The 23,552-nt window shown below is 41.9% G+C and carries 19 protein-coding genes; 7 read left to right on the forward strand and 12 right to left on the reverse strand.

All coding sequences use genetic code 11. The features are described from left to right. Positions 1–858 precede the first annotated feature (858 nt). The 4 genes from RM347_RS00005 to surE form a co-directional block, all read right to left on the reverse strand. On the reverse strand, positions 859–1,767 hold the full coding sequence (locus tag RM347_RS00005) for an AAA family ATPase (RefSeq protein ID WP_322722017.1): 909 nt from the start codon (positions 1,765–1,767) through the stop codon (positions 859–861). A gap of 299 nt (positions 1,768–2,066) precedes the next feature. Beyond that, positions 2,067–3,155 (reverse strand): bifunctional riboflavin kinase/FAD synthetase, encoded by a 1,089-nt coding sequence (locus tag RM347_RS00010; RefSeq protein ID WP_322722018.1) that lies wholly within the window; start codon positions 3,153–3,155, stop codon positions 2,067–2,069. 501 nt (positions 3,156–3,656) lie between these two features. After that, positions 3,657–4,553 (reverse strand): MBL fold metallo-hydrolase, encoded by an 897-nt coding sequence (locus RM347_RS00015; RefSeq protein ID WP_322722019.1) that lies wholly within the window; start codon positions 4,551–4,553, stop codon positions 3,657–3,659. A 287-nt stretch (positions 4,554–4,840) separates the two neighbouring features. Continuing rightward, entirely contained in the window at positions 4,841–5,638 is a 798-nt protein-coding gene (gene surE / locus RM347_RS00020) for a 5'/3'-nucleotidase SurE (protein WP_322722452.1), read from the reverse strand. 348 nt (positions 5,639–5,986) lie between these two features. Between surE and pheS the strand changes: the two genes are divergently transcribed. The 5 genes from pheS to RM347_RS00045 all read left to right on the forward strand — a co-directional run bounded on the left by pheS (position 5,987) and on the right by RM347_RS00045 (position 10,361). Continuing rightward, a complete protein-coding gene (gene pheS, locus RM347_RS00025; protein ID WP_322722020.1) occupies positions 5,987–6,979 on the forward strand; it encodes a phenylalanine--tRNA ligase subunit alpha in 993 nt (330 codons plus the stop codon). Between the two features lie 168 nt (positions 6,980–7,147). Next, a complete protein-coding gene (locus RM347_RS00030; protein ID WP_322722021.1) occupies positions 7,148–7,750 on the forward strand; it encodes a Uma2 family endonuclease in 603 nt (200 codons plus the stop codon). 210 nt (positions 7,751–7,960) lie between these two features. Then, positions 7,961–9,520, forward strand: coding sequence for an RNA-directed DNA polymerase (locus tag RM347_RS00035; protein WP_322722022.1), 1,560 nt, complete (start codon positions 7,961–7,963; stop codon positions 9,518–9,520). A gap of 179 nt (positions 9,521–9,699) precedes the next feature. Continuing rightward, positions 9,700–9,993: a DUF433 domain-containing protein gene (locus tag RM347_RS00040; protein ID WP_099102280.1), complete on the forward strand. Its 294-nt coding sequence runs from the start codon at positions 9,700–9,702 to the stop codon at positions 9,991–9,993. Between the two features lie 104 nt (positions 9,994–10,097). After that, the gene (locus tag RM347_RS00045) at positions 10,098–10,361 is read left to right on the forward strand and encodes a DUF5615 family PIN-like protein (RefSeq protein WP_416211951.1); all 264 of its coding nucleotides are present in this window, start codon (positions 10,098–10,100) and stop codon (positions 10,359–10,361) included. A 62-nt stretch (positions 10,362–10,423) separates the two neighbouring features. On the opposite strand, the gene RM347_RS00050 is transcribed toward RM347_RS00045, so the two are convergent. From RM347_RS00050 to RM347_RS00060, 3 genes are all read right to left on the reverse strand, one after another. After that, positions 10,424–12,310 carry a S9 family peptidase gene (locus tag RM347_RS00050; RefSeq protein ID WP_322722023.1) on the reverse strand — a complete coding sequence of 629 codons (1,887 nt, stop codon included), beginning with the start codon at positions 12,308–12,310 and terminating at the stop codon, positions 10,424–10,426. A gap of 171 nt (positions 12,311–12,481) precedes the next feature. Further along, positions 12,482–12,880: a hypothetical protein gene (locus RM347_RS00055; RefSeq protein ID WP_322722024.1), complete on the reverse strand. Its 399-nt coding sequence runs from the start codon at positions 12,878–12,880 to the stop codon at positions 12,482–12,484. Further along, on the reverse strand, positions 12,825–14,270 hold the full coding sequence (locus RM347_RS00060; RefSeq protein ID WP_322722025.1) for a RecQ family ATP-dependent DNA helicase: 1,446 nt from the start codon (positions 14,268–14,270) through the stop codon (positions 12,825–12,827). Before RM347_RS00060 ends, RM347_RS00055 begins: the two co-directional genes overlap by 56 nt. Positions 14,271–14,423: 153 nt before the next feature. Between RM347_RS00060 and RM347_RS00065 the strand changes: the two genes are divergently transcribed. After that, the gene (locus tag RM347_RS00065) at positions 14,424–14,861 is read left to right on the forward strand and encodes a GNAT family N-acetyltransferase (RefSeq protein ID WP_322722026.1); all 438 of its coding nucleotides are present in this window, start codon (positions 14,424–14,426) and stop codon (positions 14,859–14,861) included. Between the two features lie 166 nt (positions 14,862–15,027). Here RM347_RS00065 and RM347_RS00070 read toward each other — a convergent pair whose 3' ends face one another. The 4 genes from RM347_RS00070 to RM347_RS00085 form a co-directional block, all read right to left on the reverse strand. Next, on the reverse strand, positions 15,028–15,699 hold the full coding sequence (locus RM347_RS00070; RefSeq protein WP_322722027.1) for a SnoaL-like polyketide cyclase: 672 nt from the start codon (positions 15,697–15,699) through the stop codon (positions 15,028–15,030). A 277-nt stretch (positions 15,700–15,976) separates the two neighbouring features. Next, positions 15,977–16,456 (reverse strand): GNAT family N-acetyltransferase, encoded by a 480-nt coding sequence (locus tag RM347_RS00075; protein ID WP_322722028.1) that lies wholly within the window; start codon positions 16,454–16,456, stop codon positions 15,977–15,979. A gap of 123 nt (positions 16,457–16,579) precedes the next feature. Continuing rightward, a complete protein-coding gene (locus RM347_RS00080; protein ID WP_322722029.1) occupies positions 16,580–18,184 on the reverse strand; it encodes a 2-isopropylmalate synthase in 1,605 nt (534 codons plus the stop codon). 95 nt (positions 18,185–18,279) lie between these two features. Continuing rightward, the gene (locus RM347_RS00085) at positions 18,280–18,801 is read right to left on the reverse strand and encodes an NYN domain-containing protein (protein WP_041565194.1); all 522 of its coding nucleotides are present in this window, start codon (positions 18,799–18,801) and stop codon (positions 18,280–18,282) included. Between the two features lie 946 nt (positions 18,802–19,747). Between RM347_RS00085 and RM347_RS00090 the strand changes: the two genes are divergently transcribed. Next, on the forward strand, positions 19,748–22,120 hold the full coding sequence (locus RM347_RS00090; protein ID WP_322722030.1) for a CHASE2 domain-containing serine/threonine-protein kinase: 2,373 nt from the start codon (positions 19,748–19,750) through the stop codon (positions 22,118–22,120). Between the two features lie 74 nt (positions 22,121–22,194). Here the strand turns inward: RM347_RS00090 and gorA are convergent, their stop codons facing one another. Further along, positions 22,195–23,541, reverse strand: a complete 1,347-nt coding sequence (gene gorA / locus RM347_RS00095) for a glutathione-disulfide reductase (RefSeq protein ID WP_322722031.1) — start codon at positions 23,539–23,541, stop codon at positions 22,195–22,197. Positions 23,542–23,552 lie beyond the last annotated feature (11 nt).

Genomic DNA, 23,552 nt, shown 5'->3' on the forward strand with positions numbered 1-23,552 from the left:
CAAAGCCTTGCGATTGCTTCATTCCACTTCGTTGCATTCGCAATGACATATCGTAAGTGATTTGCCGAACTTGATATAATTTCATTATAAGTAGGATTTAAATCCTTACTCAAAAAATAATTATGAATTATAAATTATCAGTTAAAATTTTTTAGGTTATTCAGTACTTATTATGCTAAATTATTAAATAATAAAAATAATTGTAATTGTATCAATAACTACTTTACGAATAAATCAATTTCTTTTGGTTAGGCGAGAGTAGCAGCTTCTATCAAAATTGAAAATACTTTAGTGTTAGTAGTTAACTTTACTTTAATAACATCAGGTAGACAAGAAATACTGTCATCTCCATTCAATCGAGATATCAAATATTGCCAAAACAAATAGGCTAATTTTCAACAAGTTTTTTTAGACCCGTAAATGTATCATGGACCCGACGACCATGATTATGTCGCGTGCCACCACTAATCTTGCGTCAAGTGAAATACTCTCAAATATCAGAGAAGTTGCCAAAAGCTGAGTTTAAAACACATACGACTGTTTAGGGACTTCCAGAAAATAAATTATCCAAATTTACTCAGATAAGATTTTTCTTTCTCCCCCTGCTCCCTGCTCCCTGCCCCCCGCCTCCACAGTGATAGGATATTTTTTTAGTTGGAAGTCCCTTAGCTATTTGTAGCTATTACTAGTGCGATCTGAGGCAGGATGAACCGGAGTAGAAGCGTAAACAAATATCCTCCATAGCAAGAAATACAGTTACCACCACCCCGGATAGCCGTTTTTTAGTTCATCTAACTCGCGTTAACAGGCACAAATTGAAACAGGATAAGGAATATAAAGTTCATACTAACCCTTGCATTAAGGAATAGAAACCGATCGCAATAATCGCTCAATAACAGTTCTTGCGTTGCGACCTCCTCTAGGAATCAGGCGATGGCAAAGAACATGAGGGACGAGAAATTTCACATCGTCAGGAATGGCATAATCACGCCCTAATAGAAAAGCTAGCGCTTGGGTAGCCCGTTGTAATGCTAATGTGCCACGCGGACTGACACCAAGGGCTATTTCCTCATCTTGGCGTGTTGCCCGCACTAACTCGAGAATATACTGTTGCAAGGAAGTTGCCACTTTTACTTGAGAGCATAAGTAACGCAATTCCTGTACTTCTGCCAAGGTAATACAAGGCTGCAAATCAGCAACTTTCACACCATTTTGGAGATTTTGCAGCATCTGGAGTTCTTCTGTCTCGGAAGGATAGCCCAAACTCAGGGACAACATAAACCGATCCATTTGCGCTTCCGGCAGAGGAAAAGTACCTTGATACTCAATAGGGTTTTGAGTAGCAATGACAAAAAACGGTTGGGGAACTGCACGAGAGACACCATCGACTGTTACCTGATGCTCTTCCATAACTTCCAACAAAGCTGACTGAGTGCGGGGTGTAGCGCGGTTAATTTCGTCAGCTAACAGCACATTGGCAAAGACTGGCCCAGTCAGAAAAGTAAATTCGCCGCTTTTTGGGTTCCAGATGTTGGTACCAGTGATATCAGTTGGCAGTAAATCGGGAGTACATTGTAGCCGTTGAAACTTGCCATCCAGTGAACGAGCTAAAGATTTCGCGAGCAGGGTTTTACCAACACCAGGGACATCTTCTAGGAGAGCATGACCACCACCTAGCAAGGCGACTAGCACTAAGCGTATTGCTTCGGTTTTACCAACGATGGTAAGAGCCAGATTTTGTGTTAAGGCGTCGATTTTTTCTCTCATGCGGTGCGGGGAATAGGGAGTAGGGAATGGGGAATTGGGACACAACTCTTGGAGAGGCTGCGCCAACGACAAGCAGTAGTTGAGCGCAGTCGAAACTCAGTGCATCGCTGGGGACTGGGGGACAAGGGGACAAGGGGACAAGGGGACAAGGGGACAAGGTGACAAGGTGACAAGAGGTGAGAACTTGCAACAAGTCTTTCCCCTTGTCCCCAATTCTCCTTGTCCCCTTGTCCTCTGCCCCATGCCCTGTTTGGCCAATGCCCAATTCCCAACGCCCAATGCCCTATCTATTGTTCCCACTAAGCACTCAAAACTTCTTTAGCAACAACGCAGTCAAGTTGAATTTGTGTTTTCAGGGCTTCTAGAGAAGGAAATTTTTGTTCAGGGCGCAAAAATTTAACTAGCTGGACAGCCAGTTTTTTACCATACAAATCACCTGACCAATCGAATAAATGTACTTCCGCAGATGAATAAGTACCATTTACAGTTGGGCGATTACCGATATTCATTACGCCCAAGCTCTCACTAGGAGGGACATCTGATGTTTCACTGAGAATAAAAACGCGGACAGCATAGACTCCTTGGCGGGGCAAAAACTTTTCTTTTGGTAGTTGGAGGTTGGCGGTGGGAAAGCCAATCGTTCTGCCCAATTGTTGACCTTGAATGACATCACCAAGGAGGGTGTAGGGACGTCCTAGTAGTAGATTGGCGTTTTCGATGTCGCCATGCTCAAGGGTTTGGCGGATTAATGAAGTGCTAATGCGGGCATCCTGAGCCGGAGTAGTACTGACGCAACTGCTTTGCGTGGGCGAGTCACCTGTATAAGTTTGTAAGGGAACGATCGCCACAGGGATATTGTACTTGGCGGCGATTAATTGCAAATCTTTGGCAGTACCACTACGCTTTTCGCCAAAACAAAAATCTTCCCCGATACTAATTCGCTGGCATTGCAGTTGTTGCACGAGAATTTTTCCGACGAATTCTTCGGGGGTCAGGGCAGATAATTCTTTGTCAAAGGGTAGTAGTACCAGTTGTTCTACCCCAAGCGATCGCAATTGTTGGACTTTTTCATCCAGTGGCGTTAACAAAGTCCGGGGCTGCCCTGTAAAGAACTCCTGTGGATGGGGGTCAAAGGTGACAACTGTTGAGTAGGTATATTCTTGATTTGTCAGTTGTCCGTTGTCAGTTGTTAGTTGTTGATTTTCTTTTGACTGCGGACTACTGGCGACTGAGAACTGACTCCCAGCGTGCAAGACTGGTTGAATTACCCTTTGATGACCAAGATGAACGCCATCAAACTTGCCAAGGGCAACAGCAGTCGGCGTTAGCAGCCCTTCGCTCGAAGAAGCAACCCACACAGAACACCCATTTTTAGACAAATTTAGCACGTGGATTCTGAGATTTTAGGTTTATTTTAGCTATCAGCAGGAAGCTACCCTATGGTAAACCGCCTTGAGGAGGACATTCACTAACTGCCCATGAGGTTTTTTGCGATCAGCCAGGGTATTGATGCAATCCCTTTTAGCTATCAGCCAAAAGCCTAACCCACGGTAAGCCGCCCAAGATAATATCTTGTGCTATTAGCTTGACAGCTAATTGCTAAGTCCAGATAACCCCAAATACCAGAGCTAAAAAGCCTCTAGCTCCTTGTTGAGGCTGTAACGAGGTTAATCTCTGATTCAGCCACAAGAGAAGGCGTTTGTGAGTATCTAGGCTGTGTTGGTGAATCTATGAAGTTTGTCCTCCTGTTGCCGCCCTGATCCTGTGGTTGGCGCTCTGACAACTCTGGGCAGTGCTGTCTCACCGTACAGCCAACAGTTACGCTCTCGCGCTGAAAGCTTCTGATCACCAATCTAATCTAAAATCTCCAATTCCTCCGATCGCAATCTTTAGGTAGAAAACTTGCTAACAGGAAAAGATTCTGATAAGGCAACTGAGGTGGAAACCTGAAGTACCATTCCTTCTCGTGCCATAATAGCACCAGGAAATTTCTCAGCTGCTTGTTTGCCTACACGATCCAAAAAGTCGTCATTGTGGGCGGGGTCGTGGTGGTAAATAACCAAAGTTTTGACGTTAGCAGCTTGTGCCACTTTCACTGCTTCTTGCCAGGTAGAATGTCCCCAGCCAATTTTCAGGGATGTTGGGCAATGATATTCTTCGTCTGTGTAGGTAGAATCGTAAATCAGGATGTCGGCATTACGAGCTAGCCACAGCACATTTTCATCGAGTCGGTCGGAAAAATGTTCGGTATCAGTGATATAAGCAGCAGCACCACCACGCCAGTTGACACGGTATCCTACAGCTTCACCTGGATGGTTTAAAGGTGCGGTTTCTACGGTAACGTCATCGATATGAATTGGTTGCCCCGGTCGAATGTCGTAGAAATTTAAATTGGCTTGCATAATCTGCAAGGGTACGGGAAAGTTCGGGTGCAACATTTGATCGTTGAGGCGCTGTTCTATGGTCGAACCATCAGGTGCGATCGCGCCGTAGATATGAAAATCATTCCCCTTGACAAACCCTGGGGTAAAGAAGGGAAAACCCTGCATGTGATCCCAGTGAGAGTGGGTAAAAAATATATGAGCTTCTAACGGCATTTGGCGCAACAAAGATTGCCCCAAAACATGTAGTCCTGTGCCAGCATCGAAAATTAAGCGTTTATCGCCCGCTTGCATTGATATGCAAGGGGTATTACCGCCGTAACGAACAGTGTGTGGCCCTGGACTGGGGATGCTACCGCGAACGCCCCAAAATTGTACGGTAAATTGGTTCTCTATCCTAGACATGGGTGTTGCTTGCTGGACTGAGCGGGCGATAAATGGAAGTTTTGTTACTTATTTTGTCTAAGTTTATGCTGTCTCACCGATTTTGCTAGAGGGAGGATTTCTTGGTAAAACAGCATACCCTGTTTCTGGCTGATTGTGTAAATGTGGATGAAATACTGTCAGTTAAAATTTTCCAGGTTTTAGGGTGGATGTGTATCCGTTATTTCAAGAGTGCCCCTACGTTATAGCCTACATTTTTCTGTAATGCATTTGAATAACTCCAGTTTTATCCTGATAAATCAAATGATTCACTGAAAATTGAATTCCCACTCAGACAATTTATCTAGCCCAGTTGCGTAGGTTAAATTGTATTGTAACGGAGTAATACTGATGTAGTTTTTACGTACAACCTGCACATCTGTAGGTACATTTTGAGGCAGATTTAATCCGCTTGGGGGTTCTACATCCTCAATTACCTCTCCGGTTAACCAGTAGTACGTTTTTCCGCGAGGATCGACTCGTTTATTAAACACATCAATGTAATGCCGTAGGCCTTGACGGGTGAGAGTAACTCCGGCAATTTCTTCCCACTTCACAGCAGGAATATTGACGTTGAGCAACATTAAATCTGGCAGAGGTTTTTGGGCTAACTGGTCTACGAGAATTTTGGCAAACTTAGCAGCAGCTTGAAAATCTTTAGAGGTGTGACTAATAAGACTCAGCGCTACGCTGGGAATGCCTTCAATTAAACCTTCCATTGCCGCAGAAACAGTGCCGGAATACAAAATTTCAGTTCCCAAATTTGCACCTTGATTAATGCCAGAGAGAACCAAATCAGGGGGTGTCTCTAGCAAAGCCCACAGTGCCAATTTAACGCAATCTGAAGGCGTACCATCGCAAGCCCAAGCTTTGATAGCAGGATGAAAAATCCCTTCAACAATTTCGGCACGAATGGGTTGGTGTAAAGTTAATCCGTGTCCAGTTGCCGATCGCTCTCGATCTGGGCAAACTACACTCACATCATGACCTGCATCTGCCAAGTAATTGGCTAGGGTACGAATCCCCAAGGCAGAAATGCCGTCATCGTTGCTAATTAGTAATTTCATAGTCATTAGTCATTGGTCATTAGCTATTAGTTATTTGTTATTAGCCATTTGTCAATGTCTGAGGTCACAAGCAGCAATAAAATATTTATACTCACTAGATACTGTGGTGGAGTTCGCCTACCTTCAACCAGGTGCTCTGAGCAATTTGTCTAATAACTTGTCTGGTTAATTGAGATGTTAGCTAGATTTACGCCAAGCTGTACTAGCCCAATCGTCTCTAACTAATAAAGATTTGGTTTTGATCCTCGCCTTTAGCTGATATTAATGGTATGGCTGTAGGTTTATTTATCGAGCAGCTTATAGCTTTTGACTATAGACTAATGACTAATGACCAATGACTAATAACTAATGACTAGCAATTTAGAAGCTCAACTTTTAGCACTGCGGCAGGAAGGAGAAAAAGCGATCGCAGCCGCCAACACCCTAGAACGCCTAGAGGAACTCAGAGTTAACTATCTGGGTAAGAAAGGGGAACTGGGGGCACTGTTGCGAAGTATGGGGCAAATGAGCGCAGAGGAACGACCGAAAATTGGAGCGATCGCCAATACAGTCAAAGAATCCCTGCAAACTAGTCTAGACCAGCAACGCGCTGCCCTCGAAGCCGCACAAATTCAGCTACAGCTAGAGGCGGAAACTCTGGATGTAACTATGCCGGGTATTTACAGCCCCCAAGGTCGCATTCATCCCCTCAACGGCATTATTGATCGGGCGCTGGATATCTTTGTTGGTATGGGCTATACCGTAGCTCAAGGGCCAGAAATGGAAACAGATTACTATAATTTCGAGGCTCTCAACACCCCGCCTGACCACCCCGCCCGTGATATGCAAGATACCTTCTATCTGCCAGATGGTAATCTTCTGCGGACTCATACTTCGTCAGTGCAAATTCGTTACATGGAAAGAGAAGAACCACCGATTCGGGTTGTTGCTCCAGGGCGAGTTTATCGGCGAGATAATGTAGACGCGACTCACTCAGCAGTTTTCCATCAAATAGAACTTTTAGCCATTGACGAGGGACTAACTTTTACAGACCTCAAGGGCACAATTAAAGTATTTTTACAAGCAATATTCGGCGAGTTGCCAATTCGCTTCCGCGCCAGTTATTTTCCGTTTACCGAACCATCTGCTGAAGTTGATTTGCAGTGGAATGGACGCTGGCTAGAGGTGATGGGCTGCGGGATGGTCGATCCAAATGTACTTAAGTCTGTGGGTTATGACCCAGAAGTTTATACAGGGTTTGCTGCCGGTTTTGGTGTAGAACGCTTTGCAATGGTGTTACATCAAATCGATGATATTCGTCGCTTGTATGCTAGTGATTTGAGATTTTTGCAACAATTTTAGGGAAGCGATCGCTTTAAATAATCAGGGGTTTACTAAATCTCTTGCAAAAATTAATTGGATGAAAATATAACCACAGATAAATACTCATGAATTATCTGTGGTTTTAAATAATGAATCGGGATTGATGAATTTGGTAAACTATCAATGTGTAACTTCTGTTGACGTGATATGACTGCAATTACTGGCAAACGTCTAACGCTTGAAGAATATTTAAAGTATGACGATGGCACGGATAGTCATTATGAACTTGTGGCAGGTGAGTTAGTTGCAATGCCACCCGAAAGCCCAAAAAATGTCCAGATATCTCTCTTTTTGCTGGTCACTTTTCTCAAGTTCGTCCCGTTCAATCGGTTAAGTAACAAAGTTGAAATTGTTGTTGCTGGTTCTCGTGCGACAACTCGCATTCCTGACTTAGTTGTGCTGACGGATGAACTTGCAACAGCCTTAGAAGGTGCAACACGATCCACAATCACCCTGGATATGCCACCTCCGGCATTAGTTGTCGAAGTTGTTTCTCCTGGCAAAGCTAACGAAGATCGGGACTATCGCTACAAACGTTCTGAGTATGCCGCAAGGGGAATTGCTGAATATTGGATTGTTGACCCCCAAATAAATGCAGTTACCGTACTGATATTAGTTGATGGGTTTTATGAAGAAACCAGATTTACAGGAAATAGTGCGATCGCTTCTACTATTTTCCCAGAGTTACAGCTAACTGTAGAACAAGTACTCAAAGCTGGAGAAAGCAATGCGGGTGATGCCATTCCTTAATTTAAATTTAAAAGGCAGACTGACGAAGGGATTTGAGAGGTGTGATCGCACAGTTTTTTTGCATAATTGCGGCTGAAGGAGCTTTTTGAACGTACAAAAACTTTGCTTGAGTCAGTTACCCCATTTTATTAACTGCAATTATGATTGCTTTCCTCTCGATTTCAGGGCAACATATCTTATAGTAAATCCTGTAATCCTAAGATACTAAAGATGAATAGGAGAGATTTAATTGCTAGAGGATATTTCCCAAAAGAACTGCCTCCTCCTTTTAATACAATTTCCCTTGCTGACTTTGCTACTTCTAGTAAAATAACCTTTCCACTTTACCCTAAGACAACTGCAAAGATTTATAGCCATAATCATGTTAGATATAACTCATTAAGAAGAAATTTAGGTGTTCCAAATCCAGTATTCTTCTTAGAACTTTCTCATTTTTTAGATAATAATTGGTCTACAATTGATCAAATAATAAAACGTTCTAAATTTTCAAAAAGTAAGCCTACTCATACTCCACTTCCACAGCGTGAACGTTCTATTTCACCTGTACTTGATTTCTACTTAATTCCTGTTGAAAGAGCTAAAAATAGGATAGCTGGGCGATATATATTACATACAGACATTTCTCGATTTTATCAATCTATTTACACTCATAGTATTCCCTGGGCAATACATGGAAAATCATTGGCTAAACAAAAACAACAGAGAAATAACATGACTCTTCTGGGAAATAATCTTGATAAAATTTTGAGAAATAGTCAAGATGGTCAAACGCTAGGTATTCCTATTGGCCCAGATACTTCATTAGTAATTGCCGAATTGATACTTTGTACAACAGATATAGAACTAGAAAAACGATTAAGAAACACTTGTAGTTATCCATTTAAAGGCTTCCGGTATAGTGATGATTATGAGTTTGTCTTTCAAAATATTTCAGATGCTGAATCAGCTTTAAGTCAAATTCAACAGGTACTTTCAGAGTTTGAACTAACTGTCAATTCTGAGAAAACTAAAATTATTGAGTTACCGTGTTCTTTAGATTCAATATGGGTTTTAGAACTATCTGACTATAAATTTAGCGAAAGTAGACTTGCACAAATGCAAGATATTATTCGTTATTTTGATAAAGCATTTAAACTTAGAAATGAATTTCCTGGAGAACCAGTACTTAAATATGCAGTTGCACGAATTAGTAATATTAACAACCTTGACATAGAGAATTGGTCTCTTCTTGAAAGCCTTCTCTTACAGTCAATTACTATTGAACCTAGTACTTTACGTGATTCTCTTTCAATAATTCAAGAAAAGAAGGTAAACAAATATAATATTAACTTATCGTTGCTTGAAGAAGTTATTAACTTTCAAATCTACAGAAATGCAATACTTGGACATAGCAGCGAAGTCGCTTGGGCTATTTGGTCAGCAATGGTATTTGACTTATCAATTAACAAGCTAGCTACAGAGTCTATTTCTAAAATGGAAGATTCTATAGTAGCAATTTTAGCTTTAAATGCACGTAAGCAAGGACAGATTAAAGAAAGTTTAGATACAAGTACATGGGAACAATTTTTAAATGAAGATGAACTTTATGGTGAGCAATGGCTCCTTTGTTATGAAGCTAATCTACAAGGATATTTATCTAAAGGAGTCGATTACGTATCAAAAGATCCTTGGTTTTCTCTGCTAAAGGATAATGGCGTTACTTTTTATGGAAATAAGACTCCCTTAGTTATTCCGCCAAGCTCTACTAGTGGCCCCTCTGGTAGATTCTGAACTTTGGCTATTTAATTTAACTTGTTAATACTAGTATTTGGCGAGAAATTATTCTGCGATCGCATCCCTCGCTCGCATTTCTCGCTCAAGCCATTTTCTAGTCTGCCAAACCAGCCTCCTGCTAACCATAACTATTGGTAAACTAAAGGCAACGCCAGTTCTACTGAGTGATTTATTCTATGTTCGCTGAAACCTCCTCGCGCTACGTTACCCGTAACCCTGAAATTTTGAGTGGAGAGCCAATTATTATAGGTACTCGGACATCTGTTCGTGCAATTGTCGGTTTGTGGCGATTGGGGATTATGCCAGAAGAAATCCTGAACCATTTGCCACATCTGACGCTAGCACAAGTGTTTGATGCTTTGAGTTTTTATCTCGATCATCAGGCAGAGATTAATGAATACATTGAACGAAACCGAGTACCCGATGAATTAATACATCCGTCTGTAAAAGCTATATTGGGGACATCGTGACGGTTTTTGCTGCACTTTACAGCGATGAGGATATGTCAGCCTTGGTTGCGACACTATTGCGTAAACGCAAAGCGGTTTGTCGTTAGACATCGCGCGGTCTGGATATCACAACTGTTTCAGAACAAGCAACACTCGGAAAAACTGACCGCGAACAACTTGAATTTGCAACTTCTGTAGGCAGATGTATTCTGACACATAACCGTGTCGATTTTGAGCGGTTGCATCTCCAGTATATAGAGGAGAATAAAGAACATTTTGGGATTATCGTTGTGCCTCAGAAAAATGCTTATGAAGTCGCGCAACGGATTGGCATTCTGGTAAGCACACTAACGGCTGATGAAATTAGGAATCAGTTGTTGTATGGATAAATCCTTCCAAATTAAAAATATTAAGGTGGTCAGTGAATGACACTAACCACCTTTTTGAGACTTTATTTAACTATTCCTGAATGACCAGGGATATCTGCCAAAGGTTCAAATCTACCGCCTAAGTATTTGGCGAGAAACTCTTCTACGATCGCAAAAAAGTGCAACCGATTTTCTGGTCTAGCAAAACCATGTCCTTCATCTGTGTAAAGTGCATATTGCACCGGCAAACCAGCCTGTTGCATGGCGTTGACAATTTGATCGCTTTCTGATTGTTTCACCCGTGGATCGTTTGCACCTTGACCGATAAGTAAAGGTTTTTGAATTCGGTCAGCAAAGAATAAAGGCGATCGCGATTTCAGAAACTCCTCTTCTGTCTCCAAGTTACCGACACGATGAGAAAGCATTGCCTTCAATGGTTCCCAATAAGGCGGTATAGTTTCTATCAGCGTAATCAGGTTACTCGGCCCCACAATATCCACACCAGCAGCAAAAACTTCTGGTGTAAAAGTTAACCCCACTAAGGTAGCGTAACCACCATAAGAACCGCCCATAATGGCAATCTTTTGCGGATCGGAAATACCTTGTTCCACTAACCAGTTAACGCTGTCAATCAAGTCGTCATGCATTTTAGCAGCCCATTCTCGATTTCCAGCATTCAAAAATGCTTTGCCGTAGCCAGTGGAACCGCGAAAGTTTACTTGCAGAACAGCATAACCCCGGTTAGCTAGCCATTGCGTTGTGGGAGAGAAACCCCAAACATCCCGCGCCCAAGGGCCGCCATGAACCAGCAGTACTGTTGGGAGATTCTGGGTAGGTATTCCCACAGGGGTTGTTAAGTAACTGTGGATAGTCAAGCCATCCCGTGCTTCGTAGGAAATCGGTTGCATTGAAGCTAACTGCAACGCTTCGAGTTTGGGTTGGTTGCTAAAAAGGAAAGTGCTAGTTTTGGACTCTCGGTTATAGGCATAATAATAAACTGGCCCATTGTCAGTTCTATAAGCTACTAGCCAGGTTTTATCTTCCAAGTCGCGGCTAATTACAGAGAATTCTCCAGGACGCACCTTGGCGATTTCCTCAAAATCTGCGGTGATACTGTGATCGATTACCTGCCATTCTTGTTTATCTTTGTAGAAAGAAACTGCTTGGATAACTCGCGTCAGTGGCTGAATGATTATCCCCACGACATCATACTGCTGGTCTTCAGCAATGACAGTTTCTTGACGGGTATCTAGGTCAACAGCTAGCAGACGTTTGGCATTAGCATCATGATTCCCTTGAATGTAAAGGGTTTTGCCATCATCTGAGAAACTTACAGAATTCCCTTCCTCTTCTGGCCCCCAGTGGCGAAGAATTTCCCACTGTTTATCTGGTTTCTGCAATAACAAATCGTAACCACCATCGGCTGTGCTAGCTGTTGCTGCACCTATTTGGAACTGAGCGTCAGATGTCCAACTGATAATGTTACCGGGGTTGTCAGTGTCGAACTCCACTGCACCATTTTTGAGGTTGATGCGGTAAACATCAAACTTTTGGGGATTGTTCAAGTTCAACGCTACCAGCACTTGATCTGGAAATTTAGGTTCCAGTTCCACAAGTTCGGCTTTCACACCCTGGAATGGCGTTAAGTCACGCACAATTTTGGAGTGGATATTAACCAAGTGGAGGTGAAAGTTCTCGTCGCCATCCGAGTCTTGCATATAAATCAACTGGTCGGGATTATAAGTCCAGAAGAAAATGCGGATACCGCGCTTTTTGTCGGCAGTTAGTATCTGGTCGTCTTCTTGTCCTACAGTTCGCAACCAAACCTGCAAGACATTTTTTTCATCAGGGGCAATATATGCCAAGTACTTGCCATCAGGCGATAGTTGTGGGCTGGTTTTTTCGGGATTCCCAAACAGAATTTCGCGCGGAATCAGTGGTGGTAGGGAGGGCGCTTGAGCAGATGACATATTTTTATCCTCTACTTGACTACCCTATTGTCACTTGGTGGCGAAAATGACAATTCATCCTATTGGATGAACCTAGCTGGAGAATATGTAGGGGAGCAGGGGAAAGAAAAAAGTTTTAACTTATTCCCTGTCGCACGATAAGATTATTTATCTTTTCCTTTGCGTCCTTCTCTAACGAGACGCTGCGCGATCGCAGTTATTAAAAAATCTACGTATTCTAGCGGGAACACCTGACGGCGAACAAGCAGCAAGGGAGTAATACTCGTAAATGAGTCTTTTATATTCGGCGATGAGTCTTTGATATTCGTGAATGAGTCTTTTATACTCGGCGACGAGTCTTTGATATTCGTGAATGAGTCTTTTATACTCGGCGACGAGTCTTTGATACTCGTGAATGAGTCTTTTATACTCGGCGACGAGTCTTTGATACTCGTGAACGAGTCTTTTATACTCGGCGACGAGTCTTTGATACTCGTGAACGAGTCTTTTATACTCGTCAATGAGTCTTTGATACTCATTGACGGCAATTATCGCAATGTCCGCAACGTAAGTTCGCAGCTTCTTTGTCAAAACCAAAGGCATTTAACAAAAACTGCCAACGACACTGCTTAGTTGTTAGGTATTGCTGCATCTGTTTAACAGCGTGTAATTGAGTTGGTGGCTGATTTCCGGCTTTTTGCCCAATACTGTAATGGAAAGGATCGAGCCAGTTTAGCTGACCGTTGCTATGGAGTAAAGCTAGCGCCGTTGCACCTTCGGGAAATTGTCGAGTTACTGCATTCACTTCTCCCTGTTTTGGTAATCTTTTCACAAGTTGCTGCGCTATTTGTTGTTGCGATCGCATTTGCTCTTGAAAAAATTGCTGTCTTTGCTTATCCTCTGGATCTAACCACCCAGTAGGTTCACTCACCAATGTCAACGCTTCTGCTGGTTTCCCATCCCTTCCAGCCCGGCCAATTTCTTGCACATATTCAGATAACAAATGTGGTGCGTGAAAGTGGGCAACCCAACGAACGTCACTTTTATTTATCCCCATACCAAACGCACAGGTACACACAACAAAGGGGATTTTGCCACTTAACCAGCTTGCTTCTACTTCACGGCGTTCGGTTGCACCCAATCCCGCATGATAACTAGCTGTGGCATAACCCATCTCTGCTAACCATTGGGCTAAATCTTCGCTATCTCTCCGAGTGCGAACATAAACTAATCCCGATTGTTGGGGTCTATTTTGAATAAACTTTAATAATTGTTGTTTCCTACCTCGTGGTGTCCAAGCGATGCGAACGCTAGGATGCAAGTTTGGACGGTAGGGATTCAAGCGGAAAATATCTGGTTGCTGTAATTGTAAAACTGTTTGAATAATCTTTTGGGCTGAGGGGTCAGCAGTAGCGGTAAAAGCAGCGATGCTGATTTTTGTTCCTGGTGGTTTTGATTTGAGCAATGCCGGACGCACCGCCCCTAATCTGCGGTAAGCTGGGCGAAAAGTATCGCCCCACTGCACTAAACAATGAGCTTCATCTAAAATTAAGCCATTAATTTGCAATTGCGGGTGAGATAATCTTTCCCAAACTGGCGCACTGAGCAAAGTTTCGGGCGATAAATACAGTAATCTTAGCTGTTGACGTTCTAAAGCTTGCAGCGTTGCACGGCGTTGAGATGAAGATAATTCACTATGCAAAAGTGCTGCTTTTTGGTGGCTTTCTCGTAGTTCCTGAACTTGGTTTTCCATCAACGCCACCAAGGGCGAAACTACCAGAGTTAATCCTGTTTGTAGCAGTGCGGGAAGTTGAAAACAAATTGACTTCCCGCCACCTGTGGGCATAATAATCAGCGCATCTTTTTGTGACAATAAACTGCTAACAATTTCTCCTTGCGGTGGACGAAAATCTTCATAACCCCAGATTTTTTGAAAAGCAGCGCGGACTTCTTGCCAAGATTTGGCTGTAGACTGATTCATAATCAATGATAAATGCACCCATATCCTTGAATGCTGAATATAGCCTCTGTTATCCAGCTAATGGTTCAGTAATTTCATCATTTGACACTATAAACCCCTGACCCCAAGAATGAATTATAATTTTTCAACCTATTAAATAAAAGATGTAGCAAGATGAATGAAGAGTTAAAACATCGATTTTACATTAACACCGATAAATCTAAATTAGATATTCAAATGATTCATGATTTTTTACAAACTTCTTATTGGGCTGAAAACATCCCATTGGCCACTGTAGAAAAGTCAATAAACAATTCTTTATGTTTTGGACTTTATGAAGATAATCAACAAGTTGGCTTTGCGAGAGTCATCACTGATTATGCAACTTCTGCGTTGTTAAAAGATGTTTTTATTTTGGAGCCTTATCGAGGACAGGGTTTAGGAAAATGGTTTGTAGAATATATTTTGGAATATCCAGAATTGCAAGACGTTCAAAGATGGATGTTAGGCACAAAAGACGCTCATGGACTTTATCGCCGTTATGGATTTAAAAATTTGACAGAACCGGAAAAAATTATGATGCGTCTAAATCCAAATGCTGATCAAGAATAAGTGTTTTAAAAGTATTAGGCGACTAGAAGTCGCTATTACACAAACATAGACGTTTTGCGGCTTCCCGCAGGTTAGTCCACGCAAGTGGACTAACACAAAATCAAGGGTTTGCTAACCTGCGGAGGCGGGTTTTGCCTGGTGTAACCGCGACTTCTAGTCGCTAGGATTACTGATTTTGGGAATGGAAGGGACAACCGCCTGCCGTTAATTTCTGAAGAAAGACATTATTATCAAAATAATGCTCTAAAGACTCAATCTTCAAATCATCTGTGACGCGAGCAATACTAACTCCTACGATTTCTATTGTTTCACCTGTGGGTGCATAGTCTTTATAGGAACCATTAAATGTTCCCCAATGTCGCCATTTAAAGGTAACATTAGGTGGTCCCGAAAGGACTTCTGTTAATTCCCAAAGGAAGCCATTAGGAAAGGCTGTATGAAAAACTTGAAATGAAGATTCAAAGGTTTCTGTTTCAGAGTTATATTGCTCACTTTGACCTAAAAACAGGTTATAAGTACCTTCGACTGCAACATCTTGAGCAGTGAATTGTTGTCCTCCATTGGTACTCATTTTAAACTTATCATTAACAATCGAAAGCCACTGTTGAGGATTAGATTTATTAGAAGCTTCCATCTCAAAATTTCGGACTAAGTTTTGGGCGATCGCTTCTAAAGAACCTTCAGGATGCTGAAATTTACTCTCTTGATGAAGAAATTCATTGGTGTAAGAATAATCCGGGCGTTTTCCTTCTCGCCATTGTACTTCTTCATCATGAGCAATGACTATATCTCTATCTTGTACCCAGAGTGGCAATTCTGTTGTTTTTTCGCTACTCATACAAGTTGACTGATTATAAACATCGTTTCTCAGAATAAAATTTTATGCCTACAAGTAAATCAAAAAATCTAAAAAAGTAAAAAATATTCATAATGAACTTAATAAACTTAACTTGTAGCACAAATCCGAATATGAGCAAACACGGATGCTTCTTGAGCTATAAACTTATCCTGTCAGGTTTAGGTTTGTTCATCCGCTAGTTACACAGAATTCAATTCTGTTAGCGGTAGCGGGGCGTTTAGCCCATTCTGGCTCCTGACTCCTCAGTTTTGTTTCGTTAAATCAAATCTAATTGCATTAAATTACCTTCAGAGAAACCGAGGCTGGAGTAAACTGGTTTACCTGATGGCGAGGCGTTAAGAAGCACTCGCGTGCAACCGATCGCTTTTAAATATTCAATTGCTCTATTAGTTAGGTCTTTAGCTATGCCTTGTCTGCGGTAAGGTTGTTCAACGTAAACGCCCCAAATATATCCAAATTTGCGGTATTCATCTTTGAAAACATTTGGGTATAAGCCTGCAAAAAGTTGACAACTTACAGAACCCACAACTGTATTATCAAGCTCTGCAACAAAAGCCTTATAAAACAAATCTCGACGAGCCTCTTCTATAAATTTGAGGGTAATATTCTGCCACTCCAGAAGGATATTACTCTCATGAACACCAATATCTAGCCACATTTCATAAGAGTGTTTTGCAATCAGTGAGTCTTCTTTGGTGGTGGCTTCTCTGATAGTAATATGTTTTTCTGTCAGCATAATTTTCTAACAATTTTTCGGAACTCACAGATAACTCCTCCCCAAGGTCGGGGAGGAGTTATTGAGCATCAGCTAAAAATAAGGTGCGGTGATTTTATTGTGGGCGAGTTGACAGATCCGATCTCAGACTTTCTGTGCAGACACTTCCTCTGGCTTTTCTTGACTTTGCAAAGATGCATACAACCTATTCAACGCATTTACATAAGCTTGTGCGGATGCCACGATGATATCTGTGTTCGCTGCGTGACCAGAAAACACTTTAGATTCATAACGTAAACGAATCGTTACTTCTCCAATGGCATCAATACCGGCTGTTACTGACTGCACAGAAAACTCAATCAACTGGTTGGGTACATTCACCACACGGTTGATGGCCTTGTAAACTGCATCCACGGGCCCAGTACCGATCGCAGCATCGGTTAATTCTTCGCCGTCTGGGGTACGCAGGGTAACTGTAGCGGTGGGACGGGCGTTGCTACCACAAGAAACTTGCACCAACTCTACCCGGAACAAATCGGGTGCTTGTTGAATTTCATCGTTAACGATCGCTTCCAAATCCCAATCAGAAATTTCTTTCTTTTTATCTGCTACTTCTTTAAATCTGACGAATGCTTTATTTAATTCAGTATCCGACAGTTCAAAGCCTAATTCTTTCAACCGAGTGCGGAAAGCATTTCTACCTGAATGTTTGCCCAAAACTATTTGATTGTCTGTTAAGCCAATCAATTGGGCATCCATAATTTCGTAGGTTAGCTTGTTTTTTAACACACCATCTTGGTGAATCCCAGACTCATGGGCAAAGGCATTAGCCCCAACGATCGCTTTATTTGGTTGTACTAACATTCCCGTCAAATTGGAAACTAAGCGTGAGGTTTTGTAAATTTGTCGGGTGTCGATATTTGTCAAGGATTCTTGAGAATTTTCTGGTCTGCCGAGATAAGGGTTAAAATATTGCCGCCGCACGTGCAACGCCATTACCAATTCTTCTAGTGATGCATTTCCGGCCCGTTCACCAATGCCATTGATTGTACATTCTAGTTGCCTTGCGCCATTTTTGACGGCTTCTAAAAAGTTAGCAACTGCCAAGCCTAAATCATTATGACCGTGAACAGAAATAATCGCTTGGTCGATGTTGGGAACATTGTCGATAATGCCCTTAATCATCGCTCCAAATTCGCTAGGAGTTGTGTAACCGACAGTATCGGGAATGTTAACTGTTGTTGCACCTGCTGCGATCGTCCGCTCTAATACTTGGTACAGAAATTCTGGATCGGTACGAGCCGCATCCATCGGTGAAAATTCGACATCTGTCATGAAGGATTTGGCATAAGCTACCATTTCTTCGGCGATCGCTAACACTTCTGCCCGTGACTTCCGCAACTGATACTCTAAATGAATATCAGAAGTCGAAATAAATGTGTGAATTCTGGCGTTAACTGCTGGTTTTAATGCTTCAGCAGCCGCTTCTATATCTGCTTTAATGGCTCTTGCCAAACTACAAACTATCGGGCCATTTTCTGTTCCGACAATTTGAGCAATCTTCTTGACTGCTTCAAAATCTCCGGGACTAGCAAAAGCAAAGCCTGCTTCAATTACATCTACACCTAGACGCGCTAATTGCTTGGCAATAACTAGCTTTTCGTCTATATTCAAAGTCGCTCCCGGACACTGCTCTCCATCTCGCAATGTTGTATCAAAAATGATGATTCGATCTGTTTTGTTTGTCATTTGCCCTTTGTTGTTTAGTGTTTACGTTTAGCTCAATATATCTTCAACCTTAGTTTTTCTTTTACTCTTACCTTTGTAAATAATTGCTAAGGCTACTAACCTTCAGTTTTTTCTATTTGATCTCTGATATCATTTAAATCTATATATCTATCAGTAGCATTGCGTAGCTCTCTCGCGATCATTCCTTCAGTTGATACTACCGTAATATGTGTATTTTTTGAGCGTAATAGTTCGATTGCTCTTTCAAAATCTCCATCGCCACTGAATAATACTACTCTGTCATACTGGTCTACTGTATTAAACATATCTACAACAATTTCAATATCTAAATTCGCTTTTTGCGAGTAACGACCGGAGGTATCATCATAGTATTCTTTAAGAATTTTAGTTCGGACTGTATATCCTAAACTAATTAGAGCATCTCTAAAACCTCGCTGATCTTGTGGGTCTTTTAAGCCAGTGTACCAGAATGCATTAATTAATGTTGTTTCTGATTGCTCATGTTTAAAATATTCTAAGACTCGCCGCGGGTCAAAAAACCAGCCATTTTTTTGTTGAGCATAGAACATATTGTTTCCGTCTACAAAAATAGACAGACGATTCATTGGAGAACCCATACAAATTTACACCTAATAATATATATGAATTTAGATGGAACAATAGATTATAGCAATTTTCAAATGCCTTGTTTGCTAATATCTATAAAGTAGCTCTTCATCTATAGCTTTTATCCTACCTCTTTCAAGGCATAAAAACGGATGCAACATTTGGAGTTGAGATCCTGGGTGCTAACCTTATTCACCTCCAGCACTGCAAGAGCTACCCTGTGATCAAAATCTACCAATAAAATTGACTGAGTAACAGCATTCATAGCTGCATAACACTAAAGTTTACTCCTAAAGAGGTATAGCATAGGCTAGTGGTGGGATATGAGTTAATGCCTATCTTTAAGTTTTACTTTCAGTAGTGCTGAGTCCTGAGTCTTCGCCGATCATTAAAATAATGGGGATCGAATAAGGAACTTGTTTCTTTTTCTGTACGACTCAACTCGCTTGCTTTAGTAGCAATTTCCGAACAACTTCAACAATCATCTGCAATGTGTTAACTCAGCACAGGCTAAACCCTAGCTATTCGCTAACAGGACTCTTTGCTCGGAACTGTTTCGCTCACTATCAGGACACGCTTTGTAAGAAGTACCAATATTGCGCCAGAGAAAGAAGACGGCCTTGGGACAGCTTTGGGTAGAGCACCCAGCTAGGAGCATACTTGTTGGTTAGGTTAGGGTAAAATCTCACCGCAACCAAATGCACAGGCAAAGTATATCCGGTTCTGATCTGTGAGACAATCACTAGTTGTAACTCATTCAACAGAAAATGAATAAATTAGGTAGTGCTTGAGTAAGAATCTCTTGGGGGCTAGCTCTGACAATAAAAGTTTGTTGATGAATAGAAGATAGTTTACAAATGTATAAGATTGTCATTTAAGTCTTATTTCAATGTGCTTACACTAAAACGTGGTCTGAATAAATAAAAGTGTTCGACTTAAATCAATCAGTAACACGATATGGCAGAAGAACCTACATCTACCTTAACTAAAAACTATGTCTTTGCTGCCAATAGACACTCAAGTAAACCGACAAAACTGACTTCGACAGCATCGGTTCGCCAGTCCAGGTGGATGGTTCGCTTAGGTCATCTTCTGGCTGGCGCTTGGGCAATGGGGGCAGCACTGCTGAGTGCTTCTGGTGGGGAATTGGTTCAATTGATCGAAAATCAGGCGCTTTCTGGCTTTATTCAAGTGCGTGGACCGATTGTGCCTCCAGAAGACATCGTGATTTTAGCAATAGACGATCAGTCAATATCAGTTCCCGAACAGTACTATAAAACAGATCCGCAACAGTATGCCTACCTAGAAACACTGAAATCTTTTCCTTATCAACGTGCTGCTTATAGCCAGGTAATCACAAAATTAATCAAAGCAGGTGCTCGCTCTGTAGCATTAGATATAGTTTTTGATACACAAAGTAGTTATGGAATTAGCGACGATCGCCAACTCCAGGTAGCATTGCAAAAATATGGTAGCAAAGTTGCCTTAGCAGCCATCTACGAAAACTCCCAGACGCACCAAGGGTCTTTTATGCAACTGACAGACCCACAACAGATGTTTCGTAAAGAGTCAGTGTCCATTGGCTCAGTTAATTTCCCCTTAGAAGTAGATGGAAAAGTTCATCGATTAGCGAGTGAGTTTCCCAAGTTATTAGGTGAAGATAATTTATTTACCAAGAAGCGACTCTCCTTTGATGAAGCGGCTCTCAAGGCAGCACAAGTAAATTATCCCCCACCTAAGGGCGATCGCATTTATTTTTGGGGGCCTGCGGGTACATTTGAACAAATACCCTTTTGGCACGTACTCGACCCGGAAAACTGGAACACCTATTTACAGCAGGGAAAGTTCTTCAAAGACAAGATCGTGCTGATTGGTGCAACAGATAAGTTACACAATGATTATTATCCAGTAGCTGCTAGCAATAGCACTCAACCGATGTCAGGCGTGGAAATTCACGCCAATGCGATCGCAACTTTGATGACAGGGAAAGCGATCGCTCAAGGAATTAACACTCCACTATTGCGGGGTTTGTTTGTGCTAATTCTAGTTGGCAGTACAGCCTTGTTGATTAGCAGACGCAAACGTAGCATAAATAGATTTTTGTATAGCCTCGCCTTGTCTGGCGCTTGGGTAGGAATTAGCTATGGGTTATTTGTCTATGGTCAGTTAATTTTTCCCACTACTGTACCAATAATCGCGATCGCTATGATCGGACTTTGCTACCTGGGAACCTCAGTAATGAGGGAAAGCATCAGAAAACGCCAATTAGTAGATATTTTTCAGAAGTATAAAACTTCTCCCGTTGTCCAAGAGATTATCAGCCAACAATATGACCTGCAATACCTAATCCAGCAAAGAGATTTAGCCTTATCAGGTAAAGTCCTGGCTCAACGCTACAAAATTGTCAAAGTTCTCGGTTCCGGTGGATTTAGCGAAACCTACATTGCCGAAGATACTCTACGTCCAGGGAATCCGCAATGTGTTGTTAAGCAACTAAAACCAGCCAGCACCAAACCAGAAGCCTTGCAACTTGCCAGACGTTTATTTAACTCAGAGGCGCAAACCTTAGAAAAATTGGGAACTCACCCTCAAATCCCTCAACTTTTGGCGTATTTTGAAGAAGATGAAGAATTTTATTTAGTACAAGAACAGATCATTGGTCATCCTTTAAATCAGGAATTGCTAGCAGGTAGAGCAATTGATGAAATTGCTACGATCAAAATTGTCAGCGACTTATTGCAAACATTAACATTTGTCCATGAAAACAACGTGATTCACCGAGATATTAAGCCCAGCAATATCATCCGGCGACATTCAGACGGTAAACTGATACTGATTGACTTTGGCGCTGTCAAAGAAGTCAGCACAAAACAGCTCGATTATCAAGAGCAAACCCCTTTTACCATTGGCATTGGTACTCAAGGTTACGCACCAAGCGAACAATGTTTTGGGCGTCCACACTACAGTAGTGATATCTATGCAGTCGGCATGGTTGGGATTAAAGCCTTGACTGGTATAGCACCCCGTGACCTCGATAGAGATGCTGATGGGGAAATCCAATGGAGCGATGCCTACGGCGGTAAACTACGCTTCCAGGTGAGCCACTCTCTAGCTAAGATACTTAGTAAAATGGTGCTGGATGATTTCAAACAGCGATATCAGTCTGCATCAGAAGCTCTTAAGGATCTTGAATCTCTTGAAGCTTTCGACGATTTGGTAAATTCCCAAAGCAGATACCATATCCCACAAGATGACTCATTAATGAATACGTTAGACGAATTAGGCGCTCCCACAAAATCTTGCTCTGAAGCATCCTCAGAAACTCCTTGAGAAGGACGCAGGGACGCAAAGAGAATATTTGATCTATTTCTTTGCGTCTTCTTCAATGAGTCCTGCACCTGATGTTAATTCAACGACAGAAATTCTTCTCCTGCCGTGGGATGAATGCCTATGGTTTCATCTAAGTCTTCCTTGGTAATGCCTTTGCGAATTGCCACACCGAGACTTTGAATGATATCTGCTGCGTGTTCACCCACCATGTGAGCACCCAAAACTTGCCCAGAATCAGCATTTAGGACTAACTTCATAGTGGTTGGCTCATTCTGTTGGATTAACTGATACAACAGTGGTTGAAATTGGGTGTAGTAGCATTGTATAGATTCACCAAATTTTTCCCGTGCTTTCGCCTCCGTCATCCCTACGCTAGCCGCTTCTGGACGGCAAAAAACAGCAGTGGGCACATAATCATAATTTAGTTTTTGCACCTTGTTGCCAAAAACTGTATCTGCAAAGGCAATACCTTCTGCCTTAGCCACTGGAGTTAATTGCACGCGGCTGGTGCAGTCACCCACAGCAAAAATATTTTCTTGGCTGGTGCGGCTGTATTCATCTACTTTGATTGCACCATTTTTACCAAGTTCAACATGGGCATTTTCCAAACCAAGATTCTTGGTGTTGGGAGCGTAACCTGTGGCAACTAAGATCGTATCTGCTGTAATTATTTTTCGCTTCTCACCAGTAATAGTTAGCAACAAACTCTCATCTGAGTATTTGATTTGTTGAACGCTGCTATTGGTGAATAACTTAATTCCCCGTTTGCTCAAACCTTTTTGTACAGCAGAGCAAATGTCATTATCAAACCCCGATAAAATCATCTCGTCTTTTTCAATTACCGTCACCTCACAACCGAAAGCGTGCATCATGCTGGAAAATTCTACACCAATGTAGCCGCCGCCAATAATTGCTAAACGTTTTGGTAGATAAGGTAGTTGAAACATCTCGCGGGAGGTGATGGCGTATTCTATACCTGGGATTTTGGGCTTGAGGGGTTGCCCTCCCACAGCAATTAAAATTTTGTCAGATGTAACTGTGCGTCCATCAACATTGATAGTATGGGCATCTATAAAAGTGGCATGTTGAGAAATTAATTCAATTCCAGCTTTTTGCAATTGCTGAAAATAGGATTGGTTAACGCTCTCAATATGCTGATGTACTGACTTAATAAATAATGTCCAGTCAAAGTATGTTTGACAGTCACTCCACCCATAACTGTGCGCTATTTGATTTTGCAGGGCGAAATCAGCGGCGTAGACAATCAGTTTTTTCGGAACGCAGCCGCGATTTACACAGGTTCCACCAATGGCTTCTTGTTCGGCAACAGCGACACGTACACCGTAACTAGCTGCTTTTTTAGCTGCTGCCAACCCTCCAGGCCCAGCACCAATGACAAACAGGTCGTAATCAAATGCCATAAAAATCTGTT

The sequence above is a fragment of the Nostoc sp. ChiQUE02 genome (assembly GCF_034531305.2).
Classification (GTDB): Bacteria; Cyanobacteriota; Cyanobacteriia; order Cyanobacteriales; family Nostocaceae; genus Nostoc.

Bases quoted from the DNA above. Each gene is read 5' to 3' on its own strand.
- RM347_RS00030 (WP_322722021.1), top strand. From the start codon at position 7,148: ATGACTGCAATTACTGGCAAACGTCTAACGCTTGAAGAATATTTAAAG.
- pheS (WP_322722020.1), top strand. From the start codon at position 5,987: ATGACTAGCAATTTAGAAGCTCAACTTTTAGCACTGCGGCAGGAAGGA.
- RM347_RS00050 (WP_322722023.1), bottom strand. From the start codon at position 12,310: ATGTCATCTGCTCAAGCGCCCTCCCTACCACCACTGATTCCGCGCGAA.
- RM347_RS00085 (WP_041565194.1), bottom strand. From the start codon at position 18,801: ATGGGTTCTCCAATGAATCGTCTGTCTATTTTTGTAGACGGAAACAAT.
- RM347_RS00065 (WP_322722026.1), top strand. From the start codon at position 14,424: ATGAATGAAGAGTTAAAACATCGATTTTACATTAACACCGATAAATCT.
- RM347_RS00075 (WP_322722028.1), bottom strand. From the start codon at position 16,456: ATGCTGACAGAAAAACATATTACTATCAGAGAAGCCACCACCAAAGAA.
- RM347_RS00080 (WP_322722029.1), bottom strand. From the start codon at position 18,184: ATGACAAACAAAACAGATCGAATCATCATTTTTGATACAACATTGCGA.
- gorA (WP_322722031.1), bottom strand. From the start codon at position 23,541: ATGGCATTTGATTACGACCTGTTTGTCATTGGTGCTGGGCCTGGAGGG.
- RM347_RS00040 (WP_099102280.1), top strand. From the start codon at position 9,700: ATGTTCGCTGAAACCTCCTCGCGCTACGTTACCCGTAACCCTGAAATT.
- RM347_RS00015 (WP_322722019.1), bottom strand. From the start codon at position 4,553: ATGTCTAGGATAGAGAACCAATTTACCGTACAATTTTGGGGCGTTCGC.
- RM347_RS00060 (WP_322722025.1), bottom strand. From the start codon at position 14,270: ATGAATCAGTCTACAGCCAAATCTTGGCAAGAAGTCCGCGCTGCTTTT.
- RM347_RS00070 (WP_322722027.1), bottom strand. From the start codon at position 15,699: ATGAGTAGCGAAAAAACAACAGAATTGCCACTCTGGGTACAAGATAGA.
- RM347_RS00090 (WP_322722030.1), top strand. From the start codon at position 19,748: ATGGCAGAAGAACCTACATCTACCTTAACTAAAAACTATGTCTTTGCT.
- surE (WP_322722452.1), bottom strand. From the start codon at position 5,638: ATGAAATTACTAATTAGCAACGATGACGGCATTTCTGCCTTGGGGATT.
- RM347_RS00005 (WP_322722017.1), bottom strand. From the start codon at position 1,767: ATGAGAGAAAAAATCGACGCCTTAACACAAAATCTGGCTCTTACCATC.
- RM347_RS00035 (WP_322722022.1), top strand. From the start codon at position 7,961: ATGAATAGGAGAGATTTAATTGCTAGAGGATATTTCCCAAAAGAACTG.